Below are 12,838 nucleotides of genomic sequence, written 5' to 3'. Positions count from 1 at the left end.
TGATCACCGTACCGGCGGGGTGCGGCCCCGCGCCTCGGCCCGGGGACCAGCACCGCTTGGGTCCTGGGGCCTAGGCCGAAGGGCCTCGCCGGGGTGGGCCCCGCGTCCGAGGCGCCGCCCACGCCCCCGGCGCCACTGTGAACCCATCGACGGAGGAATTCGATGGAACTCGATGGACAGAGGGGTTGGACACCATGCCGGTCGCGATCATCACGGGCGCCTCGAAGGGGCTCGGAGCGGCACTCGCCGCGGCACTGGCCCGGCGGGGCTGGGACCTGGTCCTCGACGCGAGGACGGGACCCGTACTGGAGGAGGCGGCGCGTGGACTCGACGGGTATGGCACGAAGGTCGTGGCGCTCGCCGGAGATGTCACCGACGCCGGGCACCGGGCGGAGCTGGTGGCCGCGGCGGGGGACCTCGGCGGACTCGATCTGCTGGTGCACAACGCCTCCGCGCTGGGCGCCGAGCCGCTCGTACCCCTGGCGGAGCTGACGCTCGAAGGGCTGCGGACGGCCCTGGAGACCAATGTGGTGGCCGCGCTCGGGCTCGTGCAGGAGGCGCTGCCCCTGCTGCGGGAGGCCGCCTTCGGCGCGGTGGTGGCGGTCAGTTCGGACGCGGCGGTCGAGGCGTACCGGACCTGGGGTGGTTACGGGGCGTCGAAGGCGGCGCTCGACCAGGTGGCGGCGGTGCTCGCCGTGGAGGAGCCGGGCCTTCGGGTGTGGGCGGTGGACCCGGGCGATCTGCGCACGGACCTGTACGCGGCCGCGGTGCCGGGCGACGACTCCGGGCGGCCGGAGCCCTCGACGGTGGTGCCGGGCTTCCTGCGGCTCCTCGACGAGCGGCTGCCGAGCGGCCGCTACAGCGCGCCTTCCCTGATACCGGATCCGTCGGCGGCCGATGGGGAGGTGGCGCGGTGACGGCGCCGCTGGTGGTGCGGGTGCCCGAGGCGCTGCTGGCCTCGGTGCCCGCCGAGGTGCGCGGGGCGGGGCGCGACGACGTGCGGCTGATGGTGTCGCGCGGCACGGCGGTCACGCACCACCGGTTTCGTGAGCTGGCCGGGCAGCTGCGGGCGGGTGACGTCCTGGTGGTCAACACCTCGAGGACACTGCCCGCCGCGGTCGACGGCAGGGTCGGCGGCCGGCCGGTGGTGGTGCACTTCTCCACGCTCGGCCCGGACGGGCGCTGGGCCGTGGAGCTGCGCCGCCCGACGGCGTCGGGCAGTACGGAACGGCGCACCGGGGACCGGGCGGGCACGCGGGTGGTGCTGCCGGACGGGGAGCGCCTGGTGCTGGATGAGGCGCTGAGCCCGGACCGGCTGTGGTGGGCCCGGGTGTCGGCGGCCGACGTACCGGGGCTGATGCGGCGGCACGGGCGGCCCATTCGGTACTCCTACACCGAGCGGGACCAGCCGCTGGCGGCGTACCAGACGGTGTTCGCGCGGCCCGCGCCCGGCGGGCTCGGCTCGGCGGAGATGCCGAGTGCGGCACGGCCGTTCACCGAGGGCCTGGTCGCGGAGCTGGTGCGGCGCGGCGTGCGGTTCGCGCCGGTGGTCCTGCACACCGGGGTGGCTTCTGCGGAGGCGCACGAGCCGCCCTACCCGGAGCGCTTCGAGGTTTCGGCGGCCACGGCCCGGCTGGTGAACGCGGCCCGGGCGGACGGCGCCAGGATCGTGGCCGTGGGGACCACGGCGGTGCGCGCCCTGGAGTCGGCGGCCGGGCCCGGCCGGGTGGTGCGGGCGGCGGCGGGCTGGACGGATCTGGTGGTGACGCCGGAGCGCGGCGTGCGGGTGGTGGACGGACTGCTGACCGGCCTGCACGAGCCGGAGGCCTCCCATCTGCTGATGCTGGAGGCGATCGCGGGGCGCGAGGCGCTGGCCGTCGCCTACGACCAGGCGCTGAGCCGGCTCTACCTGTGGCACGAGTTCGGCGACGTCCACCTCATCCTTGCGGAGGAGAACCCTCACGCTGCGCATTGCTCCAGCAACGTGCGGTGAGATTGTTACGTGTCTGATGTGAGCCCGCGCATAGGACGCACATCACTTACGAAGCGGGCTAGTGGACGGATAAAGGCGGTGTGAGCCGGTCCGGAGTGGGTACGAGGCGCCTTTCGCGCGGCCCTGATCCACTACCCGGCTTCGTAAGTGGCAGCTTTGCCACCAGATTTTGCGGCCGCTAACAATGGCTCCCGTCGCACAGCACTGCGGCTCCAACGCCGCGGCGCTTCGATGCGCCGTCCCCCGCCATTCGGAAGAGGTCCAACCGCCATGCCCGAGTTCAGCAACCTGGGTCCTAGTCGTCTGCCCAAGACGCACAAGATCTCGATTGCCGGTGTCGCCGCCCTCGGCGCCGCCGCTCTCGCCCTCACGGTTCTCCCCGGCACGGGCGAGTCGGGCACGGCCGCCGCAGCCGCCGAGCCCGCCGCCTTCTCGGCGACCGTCGCCAGCACCAGGACGCTCTCCGAGAGCGTCACCAAGCAGCACGTCACCGCGGACAAGCAGGCCCAGGTCGCCGCGAAGGCGAAGGCCGCCGCGGACGCCAAGGCGAAGGCCGAGGCCGAGGCGAAGAAGCGTGACGCGGCCGCCGCCGCGAGCCGCTCCGCCGCCCGCAAGCCGGTCTACGCCAACAACCTCGACGGCTGGATCCGCCAGTCCCTCGACATCATGAAGAGCAAGGGCATCCCCGGCAGCTACGAGGGTCTGCACCGCAACATCATGCGCGAGTCGACCGGCAACCCGATGGCCATCAACGGCTGGGACATCAACGCCATCAACGGCGTCCCGTCCAAGGGCCTGCTCCAGGTCATCCAGCCGACGTTCAACGCCTACCACGTGCCCGGCACCTCGTGGAACATCTACGACCCGGTCGCCAACATCACCGCCGCCGCCAACTACGCGGCCGACAAGTACGGCTCGATGGACAACGTGAACAGCGCCTACTGATCCTTTTCCTGGCGTACGGGACGCGAGAAGGGCGGCACCCCCCACGGGGTGCCGCCCTTCTCCCGTGTCCGGGTCCGGCTACTTGCGCATGACCTCGGGCTCGTGGCGGCGCAGCAGGCGCGCGACCACGAAGCCGAGCGCGATGCCGATGACCAGCAGCACCGAGATGTCGGTGAACCACTGGGCGGCGTCGTGCTTCCAGAGCGGGTCGAGGTTGGTCGGGTCGCTCTGGTCCATCGGGCCCATCAGATGGGACAGGTCGAGCGTCGTGCCGACGCCCGCGATGGCCCAGCGCGACGGCATCAGCCAGGCGAACTGCTCAAGGCCGGGCGAGTCGTACACCTTGAACAGGATGCCGGTGAAGACGACCTGGACGATGGCGAACATGACGAGCAGCGGCATGGTCTTCTCGGAGGTCTTCACCAGCGAGGAGATGATCAGGCCGAACATCATCGAGGTGAAGCCGAGCGCGATGACGACCAGGCACATCTCGACCGCGGGCGGCATCACCAGGCCCTCGGCGGGCAGCTTGCGGGTCGAGAAGCCGATGACGCACAGGATCACGCCCTGGAAGGCGGTGATCACCCCGAGCACCAGGATCTTGGACATCAGGTATGCCGAGCGGGACAGGCCGGTGGCCCGTTCCCGTTCGTAGATGACCCGTTCCTTGATCAGTTCTCGTACGGAGTTGGCCGCGCCCGAGAAGCACATGCCGACCGCGAGGATCAGCATGATCGTGCCGGCGTCCCCGTTGAACCGGGACGGCGGCGTCGGCGGCGCGAGGCCGAACTTCGCCGGGATGACGACACTCACCGAGCCGATCACGGCCGGCAGCGCCACCGACAGGGCGAGGAAGCCCTTGTCGGATGCGATCACCGAGGTGTAGCGGCGCATCAGGGTCCACAGCTGGGAGAGCCAGCCCTGCGGCTTCGGCGGCTTCATCGACTGGGCCGGCGGCATCTGCACCGACTGCGGGGCGACGGCGTCGATGTCCGCGGCGTACATCTGGTAGTGCTGCGAGCCCTTCCAGCGGCCCGCCCAGTCGTAGTCGCGGTAGCTCTCGAAGGCGGAGAAGACATCGGCCCAGGTGCCGTAGCCGAAGAAGTTCAGCGCCTCCTCGGGCGGCCCGAAGTAGGCGACGGAGCCGCCCGGCGCCATCACCAACAGCTTGTCGCAGATCGCGAGTTCGGCCACCGAGTGGGTCACGACCAGGACGGTGCGACCGTCGTCGGCGAGGCCGCGAAGAAGCTGCATGACGTCGCGGTCCATGCCCGGGTCGAGGCCCGAGGTGGGCTCGTCGAGGAAGATCAGCGAGGGCTTGGTAAGCAGCTCCAGGGCCACCGAGACGCGCTTGCGCTGGCCACCGGAGAGGGAGGTGACCTTCTTCTCCTTGTGGATGTCCAGCTTGAGCTCGCGCAGCACCTCGTCGATGCGCTGCTGGCGCTCGTTCTCGGTGGTGTCGGCGGGGAAGCGCAGCTTGGCCGCGTACTTCAGCGCCTTCTTGACGGTCAGCTCCTTGTGCAGGATGTCGTCCTGCGGGACCAGACCGATGCGCTGGCGCAGCTCGGCGAACTGCTTGTAGAGGTTGCGGTTGTCGTAGAGGACGTCGCCCTTGTTGGCGGGCCGGTAGCCGGTGAGCGCCTTGAGGAGCGTGGACTTTCCGGAGCCCGAGGGGCCGATGACCGCGATGAGGGACTTCTCGGGGACGCCGAACGAGACGTCCTTGAGGATGTCCTTGCCGCCGTCGACCGTGACGGTCAGATGGCGGGCGGAGAAGGAGACGTCACCGGTGTCGACGAACTCCTCGAGCCGGTCGCCGACGATGCGGTACGTCGAGTGGCCGACGCCCACGATGTCCTGCGGGCCGAGCAGGACGCTGCCGCCCTTGGCGATCGGCTGGCCGTTGACATAGGTGCCGTTGTGCGAGCCGAGGTCGCGGATCTCCATCCGGCCGTCGGGCGTCGCGTGGAACTCGGCGTGGTGGCGCGAGACCTGGAGGTCGGAGACGACCAGCTCGTTCTCCAGGGCACGGCCGATGCGCATGACCCGGCCGAGCGCGACCTGGTGGAACGTGGTCGGGCTGCGGTCCCCGTAGACGGGCGGGGCGCCCGCGGCGCCGCCCTGCTGCGGGACCTGCGGCTGCGGCTGCTGTTGCCACTGCTGCTGCGGAACCTGCGGCTGTTGGGGGTGTTGCGCCTGCGGGGGGTGCTGCTGCGCCCAGCCGCCCTGCTGGGGCGGGGTCTGCTGCGGTTGCGGGTGGACGGGCGTCGCCTGCGCCTGCTGGGCGGGGGCGTGCGGTGTGCAGGCGGCGGCACCGGTGAGATTCAGCCGCGGGCCGTCGGTCGCGTTGCCGAGGTGGACCGAGGAGCCGGGGCCGATGTCCATCTGGTGGATCCGCTGGCCCCGCACATAGGTGCCGTTGGTCGATCCGTGGTCCTCGATGACCCAACTGCGGCCGCTCCAGCTGATCGTGGCATGCCGCCACGACACCCTGGCGTCGTCGACCACCAGGTCACCTTGCGGGTCCCGGCCGAGGGTGTACGACCTGGACGGATCGAGCGTCCAGGTGCTGCCATTCAATTCCAGTACGAGTTCCGGCACTCCAGCCCCACTTGTCGTCCCCCGAAAGACCTCCGCACCGGAGGCCCGTACTCCCGACACCGGGAGTCTAGGGTTGGTGAACATCGTGGGGAACTATTTCAGGCCCGGGCTCGTATCCGAAACCCGGGCCTTGTGAATTACGTGCACAGACCGGGCACAGTCCCGTCGCGGTCGTGCAACAGGGCCTCGGCGCCCGCCCGTTGACGTGGGCCAAACACCCCCCGAGAGTAGTAAGCACCCATGAGTGCGTACGGATCATGATGTCCGCCCATAAATGACCCGGCGGCGGTCGAAAATGGTCTCTCCGCTCCCAAAAGGTGCAAGTCGGCTCGTATCGGGGGGTCCTGATGAGCGTGGACGACAATGAGGTTCGGGGCGCGATCCGGTGGGGCGATGTCGTGCTCACCTCGATCGCCTCGGTGAGCTGGGCGCTGGTGGCGATGGCGGGCACGGCGGCGCTCGGGCTCCATCTGCTCGGCGCGGACGCGGCGGGGGCGCTCGGTCCGATGACGGCGGCCGTGGTGGTGCTCGGGGTGGGCGGCTCGGTCACCCCGTCCGGCGACGTCTCGGCATTCGGCCTGAGCGGCGCCCAGGCACGGACGGCCGTCGATGTCGCGCCGCTCGGCGTGGGCCTCGCGGGCGCGCTGCTGCTCGCGTTCTTCTTCCTGCGCTCGCTGCGGGCCGCCGGTACCCGGATCCGGGGCGCCGAACTGGCGGCCCGCGCGGCCGTGTTGGTGCTCGTGTTCGTCGCCGTGGTCGCCGGGCTCGCCCGGATCGGCCACGACCTGGTCACCCTCGACGGCACGGACCTCGTTCCGGGCGGCGCGAAAGTGCCGGGCATTCCCGGCATCGGGGACATCGGCGGCCTGTTGCCGGGCCGGCTCGCCGGGCTCGCGGACGCCGGGGCGAAGGTCGGCTTCCGCGTGGACACGCCCCGCTCGCTGACGGGCGCGGCCTGCTGGGTGACCGCGGTGCTGGCGATCGCCCTGCTCGCCTCGCGCCGCACCCCCCTGCCGCGCGGCTGGTCGGCGCTGCACCGAGGGGTACGGCCGGCGGTGTCCGCGCTGGTGACGGTGGCCCTGGTGGCGGTGGCGGCGGGTTTCGCGGCGGCGGCGTACGCGGCGATCGGCGACGCCCATCCGGGGCGGATCGCGGGCGCGGCGCTCCTCGGTGCGCCCAACGGGGCGTGGCTCGCGGTCCCGCTCGGCCTCTTCGTGCCGTGGAGCGGCCACGCCACGGGCACCCTCGCCACCCTGCTCCCGGACCCGCTCGGCCGGCTGCTCGACATGCGGGCCGACGAGCCGGTGACGGTGGCCCGGCTCGCCCAACTCGACGACAGAGCATGGCTGTTGGCCCTCGCGATGGCCTGTCTGATGCTGTGCGCGGGGGTGCTCGCCGCGGTCCGGACGCCGGTGGGCGGGCGTTCCGCCGGTGTTTTCGCGGGGCGGTGCGCGCTGTCGCTGGCCGCGGCCACCGCGGTGGCGCTCCCCCTGATGGTGTGGCTCACCGGAGTCTCCGCGAACGCCTCCCTCTCGGTGCTGGGCTTCGACGCGTTCGGGGCGGGCGTCGAGCTGCACGGCGACGCGGGGCTCGCCCTCGCCCTCGGCGCCGGGTGGGGGGCCGGCGCGGGCGCCCTGGGCGCGCTGCTGGCCCGGGCCTTCGGGGCGGCGGGCCGAAGGGCGGCGGCGCCGGCGGGGCTCGGCGGCGTGGACGTTCGGCGACGGTTCGCAGGGGCCAGTGGCGCGGACGTACCGCAACCGCTCGCGGACCCGGACGGCGCGGATGTACGACAACCGCTCGCGGGGCCCGGCGGCGTGGATGTACGACAACCGCTCGCGGACCCGGGCAGCGCGGACGTACCGCGACCGCGGGAGGAGCGGCCTCCTGGACCGTACGACCCGGCGCCCTCCTACCGGCCGCCGAACCCCGACACCAACCCGTATCTGAAGCTGCCGCCGGACCTGCACGGCTCCCCCACCCTGCCCGGCCCGGGGGGCGGGCCGCGACCGGCCCCTCGACCGCGCACGCCTCCGCACGAGGGCCCCCCTCCCCCGCCCGGCACACCACGGCGCGGCCCCTGAAGCGCGCCACTCCGTCGGCCGGAGCTTCACCAGGGCGGCCGTACGAGGGGCCGTACGAGGGGGCCCTGTCCGCAGGGCGGGACGGCGTGCGGGGACGGAGCGGCGTGCGGATACGGTGGGATCACCATGACGCCATCGCCCCTGCCCCCCGCCGGCCAGAACTCCGACGCCGGTCAGAGCTCTGACGTACCGACCCTCCTCGTCAAGATCTTCGGCAAGGACCGTCCCGGCATCACCGCCGGGCTCTTCGACACCCTCGCCGCCTACTCCGTCGATGTCGTGGACATCGAACAGGTCGTCTCCCGTGGCAGGCTCGTCCTGTGCGCGCTGGTCACCGAGCCGACCGTCGCCCCCCAGGGCGAACTGCGGGCCACGGTGCACAGTTGGGCCGAGTCGCTGAAGCTGGAGGCCGAGATCATCTCCGGCACCGGCGACAACAGGCCGCGCGGCAGCGGCCGTTCGCACGTCACCGTGCTCGGCCACCCGCTGACCGCCGAGTCCACGGCGGCCATAGCGGCTCGCATCGCCGGTACCGGCGGCAACATCGACCGTATCTTCCGGCTCGCCAAGTACCCCGTCACCGCCGTGGAGTTCGCGGTCTCCGGCGTGGCGACGGGAACGCTGCGCACCGCGCTCGCGACCGAGGCCGCCGCTCGTGGCGTGGACGTGGCCGTCGTCTCGGCGGGCCTGCACCGCCGGGCCCAGCGGCTCGTCGTGATGGACGTGGACTCCACGCTGATCCAGGACGAGGTGATCGAGCTCTTCGCCGCGCACGCCGGCTGCGAGGCCGAGGTCGCCGAGGTCACCGCCGCCGCGATGCGCGGCGAGCTGGACTTCGAGCAGTCGCTGCACGCCCGGGTGGCGCTGCTGCGGGGCCTGGACGTGTCGGTGGTGGACAAGGTACGGGCCGAGGTCCGGCTCACCCCGGGCGCCCGCACCCTGATCCGTACGCTGAAGGCGCTCGGCTATCAAGTGGGCGTCGTATCGGGCGGGTTCACCCAGGTCACCGACGACCTCAAGGACCGGCTCGGGCTCGACTTCGCCTCCGCCAACACCCTGGAGGTCGAGGACGGCAGGCTCACCGGCCGGGTCACGGGCGAGATCGTCGACCGGGCCGGCAAGGCGCGGCTGCTGCGGAGGTTCGCCGACGAGGCCGGGGTGCCGCTGGCCCAGACGGTGGCGATCGGTGACGGCGCCAACGACCTCGACATGCTGAACGCGGCGGGCCTCGGGGTCGCCTTCAACGCCAAGCCCGTGGTGCGCGAAGCCGCGCACACGGCGGTGAACGTGCCCTTCCTCGACACCGTGCTGTATCTGCTCGGCATCACCCGCGAAGAGGTCGAGGCGGCCGACGGCCTCGTCGACTGACACCCTCGGGCGCACAGGGGCCCCGGCGCGCGGTGTGCGCCGGGGCCCAGCCATGCGTAACGGGTCGGGCGTGCGGTCAGGCGTGCGGGGCCCAGAAGTCGACGAGCCTGGCCACGCCGTGTTCCACCGACTTCCAGGGGCCGTCGAAGGTGAGCACGGCGATGGCGCTGGTCGGGAAGCCGCTGCGGTTCATCCGCGCGAGCAGGTCACCGTCCGCGTCGCCCGAGAGCGCGTCGGCCATCGCGTGCATACCGGGGTTGTGGCCGATGAGCAGCAGGTCCTCGACGTCGTCGGGGGTCTCGTTGACCAGCGCGATCAGTTCGCCGAGCGAGGCTTCGTACATGCGGTCCTCGTAGACCGTCCTGGGGCGGTGCGCCAGTTCCTGAACGGCGAGCTTCCAGGTCTCGCGGGTCCTCACCGCGCTGGAGCACAGGGCGAGGTCGGGGGCGATGCCGGTCTCGGCCAGTCGGCGGCCGGCGACGGGGGCGTCCGCCCTGCCTCGTTCGGCGAGCGGCCGCTCGTGGTCCGACACCTGGGGCCAGTCGGCTTTCGCGTGCCTCAGAAGGACGATCCTGCGGGGTGTGTCGACGCTCATGTTTCCCAGCTTCGCATGGATCGCGCCACCGGGCGCAGGGTCTCGGATGCTCCGCCGGCGAGGGCGACGGCCGTGCTCGCGGGGGCTGTCGGGCGCTAGCGGGAGAGGGTTTCCTGGATGCGCTCGACGAGGTGGGTGAGCGTTCCGTCGGCGGACACCGCGTGGGCGTCGCCGGATCCGACCACGAGCGCGAGGAGCGCGCAGAACGCGATCGCGGGCAGCAGGACGCCCCACCACGGCAGCTTGAAGTCGATGCCACCGGCGGCCTGTTGGGTGGACCTGGGGTGGGTGTGGGCCGACATGACCGCCTCCGTGGGGGTTCCCGCTTCGAGTTCCGCGGGCGGACGGGGCGTCCGTCGCGGTACCTCAAAACCTACGGATCCGGCGGGCGTCGTCCCATCCGGTGACCCACCCACTTGACCCTGACCCTGACCCCCTAGGGGATGGTGGGGCTAGCACCACCACCCTGGCGGGCCCGGTCGTCGTCCCGACCACTGCGGGGCGACGCGGGGACGTCGTCCAGGAGACGGGCGGGCGTCGGAACGCCCTCGCGGGGGATGTGCCCCCGGGCGTCGGTCAGGGGGAGGCGAGCGTCGCGATGACGGCGACGACGACCGTGACGGCGAGCATCGCGCCGAGCACGAGCAGAAGCTTCTTGTGGCTGTTCTGCGGATTGGGTTCGAGCACTGGCATGCGGCCAGTGTCGCATCCCGGTTTGGCCCGCTATCGCCGGGCCCCGACCTCGTCCTCGATCGTGCGGTCCCGGCCCGCCAGGATGCCCACGACGATCTGCGGCACCATGAGGGCGGCCATCAGCGCGATGGGCAGGTCCCAGCCGCCGCTGCGGTCGTGCAGGAGGCCGACGAGCAGGGGGCCCGGGATGGAGAGCAGATAGCCGACGCACTGGGCGAAGGCGGAGAGGCGTACGACACCCGCGCCGGTCCGCGACCGCTTGCCGATCATCGTCAGGGCGAGCGGGAAGGCGCAGTTGGAGATGCCGAGCAGCAGCGCCCAGGCCCAGGCTCCGGAGGCCGGCGCGAGGTAGAGCCCGGCGTAGCCGGCCAGGCCGCAGGTGCCGAGCGCGACCACGATGGGGCCCTGGCTGCGCAGCCGGTTGACCAGCCAGGGGATGACGAAGCCTAGCGGCACGCCCATCACCATGGTGATGGACAGGAGCAGCCCCGCGGTGCCCGCCGATACGCCCGCGTCGCGGAAGATCGTCGGCATCCAGCCCATGGTGATGTAGGCGCCGGTCGCCTGGAGTCCGAAGAAGCAGGCCAGCGCCCAGGCGGTGCCGCTGCGGGTGATGCGCGGGGCGGGTCCCTCCTCCTGCTTGGCGCTGACGGCCGGGCTCTCGCTCCCGGAGCGGTCGCGCGCCAGCGGGATCCACGCCGCCACGGCGAGGACCGCGAGCAGCGCCCAGATGCCGAGGCCCTGGCGCCAGCTGCCGCCGAGCGCATCGGTGAGGGGCACGGTGGTGACCGCGGCGAGCGAGGTGCCGGCGGCGAGCGCCATCGAGTAGAGGCCGGTCATGGAGCCGACCCGGTCGGGGAAGTACCGCTTGACGATCACCGGCATCAGGACGTTGCTCACGGCTATGCCCATCAGGGCGAGCGCGCTGGCCGCGAGGAAGGTGACGGTGCCTCCGGCGAAGGGGCGCAGCAGCAGGCCGGCGGTGATGGCGGCCATGCCGGCGAGGACCACGGCGCCCGGGCCGAAGCGGCGGGCCAGGCGCGGCGCCATGATGCCGAACAGGGCGAAGCAGAACGCCGGCACCGAGGTGAGGACGCCCGCGATGCCGCCGCTCATGTGCAGTCCGCCGGTGACCTCCTTCATCAGGGAGCCGAGGCTGGTGATCGCGGGACGCAGGTTGACGGCGGCGAGGACCAGCGCGAGCGGTACGAGCCAGCGCGCCCACGCCGGCACCCGGGCGGAGCCGGCGGGTGCGGGGGCTTCCAGGGGCTCGGTGCGGACGGTGGGCGCGGGGCTCAGCGTGGTGGTCTCTTCGTCGGCCATGTGGTCCATCATAGAATCATGGGATGATTGGTTGTCCAATCGTTCACGATCCCCTTTTCACGCCCCACATTCGGACTGGAGCACCATGACGCTGAGCTCTCCCCGGCGGTCCGCCCTCGCCGACCAGGTGATCGCGCAGTTGCGCAACCAGATCACCTCGGGCGAGTGGCCGGTGGGCGCGCGCATCCCGACCGAGCCGGAGCTGGTCGAGCAGCTCGGGGTGGCCCGCAACACGGTCCGCGAGGCGGTGCGCGCCCTCGCGCACAACGGCCTGCTCGACATCCGTCAGGGCTCGGGCACCTATGTCGTGGCCACCAGCGAGCTGGCCGGGGTGATGCAGCGCCGGTTCGCCGACGCCGACCCCCGCCATGTGGCCGAGCTGCGCTCCACGCTGGAGTCGTCGGCGGCTCGGCTCGCCGCCCAGCGGCGCACCGAGCGCGAGCTCAAGCAGTTGGACACGCTGCTCGAACGGCGCGAGCAGGCGTGGGCCTCGGCCGACCGGGAGGCGTTCATCGCGGCCGACGCGACGCTCCACCTGGCCGTCGTCGCGGCCTCCCACAACGACGTACTGACCGAGCTGTACGCGGACCTCGGGCATCTGCTGCGCGACTGGCTGCGGGACGACGTGGGCCTCGACATGACGCCGGAGAACCACATGGACCACGCCCGGATGGTCGACGCGATCCGGACGGGCGACGCGGAGAGCGCCGCCGCCGAGGCCGCGGCCCACGCCTTCATCTGCCTGCCGGACCGCCTCGAAAAACGCTGACCGGACCGCTCGCCGCCGCGAAAGCCGCTGAGCTCACCGCTCGGGCCCGGCCCGCCGAGGCGTGCGCTCAGGACACCTTCTCGTGGGTGACCCACACCGCGCGCACGTCCTTCCAGCACCGGTCGGTGAGCCGTACGGTCTGGCCGGGCCCGACCTGCACCGGCGCCGCGTCCGCGTCGAGGTCCCACCACATCGCGCAGTCGGTGTGCAGTCGCACCCGGTCGGCGTCCGGGTAGGGGTTGTGGCAGTACGCGATCACATGCGAACCCTGCACGGAGGGGCGGCAGTCGGCGCCGAACGGCTCGGGCTTCGCCGCCGCGGGCGGGGCGTCGGGGGCCGTGGCGGCCCGCACCACCGAGGGTGCGGCGAGCCCGGCCGCCGTGGCCAGCACCAGGACGAGCAGGGCCAGGGCCCGGCGCTGGCCGACCCGCAGGGGGTGGTCGAGGAGCGGGCGCACCCGGCGGGGGTGC

At 72.3% G+C, this 12,838-nt stretch carries 12 protein-coding genes; 6 read left to right on the top strand and 6 right to left on the bottom strand.

Translation table 11 applies throughout. The features are described 5' to 3' along the window. Window positions 1-194 precede the first annotated feature (194 nt). The 3 genes from DWB77_RS29335 (at window position 195) to DWB77_RS29325 (ending at window position 2,938) form a co-directional block, all read left to right on the top strand. Window positions 195-917, top strand: coding sequence for an SDR family NAD(P)-dependent oxidoreductase (locus DWB77_RS29335; protein WP_120728390.1), 723 nt, complete (start codon window positions 195-197; stop codon window positions 915-917). Beyond that, on the top strand, window positions 914-1,993 hold the full coding sequence (locus DWB77_RS29330) for an S-adenosylmethionine:tRNA ribosyltransferase-isomerase (protein ID WP_120724676.1): 1,080 nt from the start codon (window positions 914-916) through the stop codon (window positions 1,991-1,993). Before DWB77_RS29335 ends, DWB77_RS29330 begins: the two co-directional genes overlap by 4 nt. Window positions 1,994-2,263: 270 nt before the next feature. After that, window positions 2,264-2,938: a transglycosylase SLT domain-containing protein gene (locus DWB77_RS29325; RefSeq protein WP_120724675.1), complete on the top strand. Its 675-nt coding sequence runs from the start codon at window positions 2,264-2,266 to the stop codon at window positions 2,936-2,938. A gap of 78 nt (window positions 2,939-3,016) precedes the next feature. Here DWB77_RS29325 and DWB77_RS29320 read toward each other — a convergent pair whose 3' ends face one another. Then, complete coding sequence (locus DWB77_RS29320) at window positions 3,017-5,539, bottom strand: FHA domain-containing protein (protein WP_246033678.1); 2,523 nt, start codon at window positions 5,537-5,539, stop codon at window positions 3,017-3,019. Window positions 5,540-5,886: 347 nt separating this feature from the next. Between DWB77_RS29320 and DWB77_RS29315 the strand changes: the two genes are divergently transcribed. After that, the gene (locus DWB77_RS29315; protein WP_120724672.1) at window positions 5,887-7,620 is read left to right on the top strand and encodes a streptophobe family protein; all 1,734 of its coding nucleotides are present in this window, start codon (window positions 5,887-5,889) and stop codon (window positions 7,618-7,620) included. Between the two features lie 126 nt (window positions 7,621-7,746). Beyond that, window positions 7,747-8,988 (top strand): phosphoserine phosphatase SerB, encoded by a 1,242-nt coding sequence (gene serB / locus DWB77_RS29310; protein ID WP_120724670.1) that lies wholly within the window; start codon window positions 7,747-7,749, stop codon window positions 8,986-8,988. A 76-nt stretch (window positions 8,989-9,064) separates the two neighbouring features. On the opposite strand, the gene DWB77_RS29305 is transcribed toward serB, so the two are convergent. The 4 genes from DWB77_RS29305 to DWB77_RS29295 form a co-directional block, all read right to left on the bottom strand. Next, complete coding sequence (locus DWB77_RS29305) at window positions 9,065-9,583, bottom strand: SixA phosphatase family protein (protein WP_120724668.1); 519 nt, start codon at window positions 9,581-9,583, stop codon at window positions 9,065-9,067. Window positions 9,584-9,678: 95 nt separating this feature from the next. Beyond that, window positions 9,679-9,885: a hypothetical protein gene (locus DWB77_RS29300; protein WP_120724666.1), complete on the bottom strand. Its 207-nt coding sequence runs from the start codon at window positions 9,883-9,885 to the stop codon at window positions 9,679-9,681. A gap of 274 nt (window positions 9,886-10,159) precedes the next feature. Beyond that, window positions 10,160-10,276 carry an SGM_5486 family transporter-associated protein gene (locus tag DWB77_RS39335; protein WP_261711291.1) on the bottom strand — a complete coding sequence of 39 codons (117 nt, stop codon included), beginning with the start codon at window positions 10,274-10,276 and terminating at the stop codon, window positions 10,160-10,162. A gap of 30 nt (window positions 10,277-10,306) precedes the next feature. Further along, entirely contained in the window at window positions 10,307-11,599 is a 1,293-nt protein-coding gene (locus DWB77_RS29295; RefSeq protein ID WP_120728389.1) for a CynX/NimT family MFS transporter, read from the bottom strand. Window positions 11,600-11,684: 85 nt separating this feature from the next. Between DWB77_RS29295 and DWB77_RS29290 the strand changes: the two genes are divergently transcribed. Continuing rightward, the gene (locus DWB77_RS29290; protein ID WP_120724664.1) at window positions 11,685-12,368 is read left to right on the top strand and encodes a FadR/GntR family transcriptional regulator; all 684 of its coding nucleotides are present in this window, start codon (window positions 11,685-11,687) and stop codon (window positions 12,366-12,368) included. Window positions 12,369-12,435: 67 nt separating this feature from the next. Here the strand turns inward: DWB77_RS29290 and DWB77_RS29285 are convergent, their stop codons facing one another. After that, window positions 12,436-12,801 (bottom strand): hypothetical protein, encoded by a 366-nt coding sequence (locus DWB77_RS29285; RefSeq protein WP_120728387.1) that lies wholly within the window; start codon window positions 12,799-12,801, stop codon window positions 12,436-12,438. Window positions 12,802-12,838: the final 37 nt, after the last annotated feature.

This window comes from Streptomyces hundungensis (assembly GCF_003627815.1).
Taxonomy (GTDB): Bacteria; Actinomycetota; Actinomycetes; order Streptomycetales; family Streptomycetaceae; genus Streptomyces; species Streptomyces hundungensis_A.
Note: the sequence above shows the minus strand (reverse complement) of the source record. Positions and strands in the feature narration are given on the sequence as shown.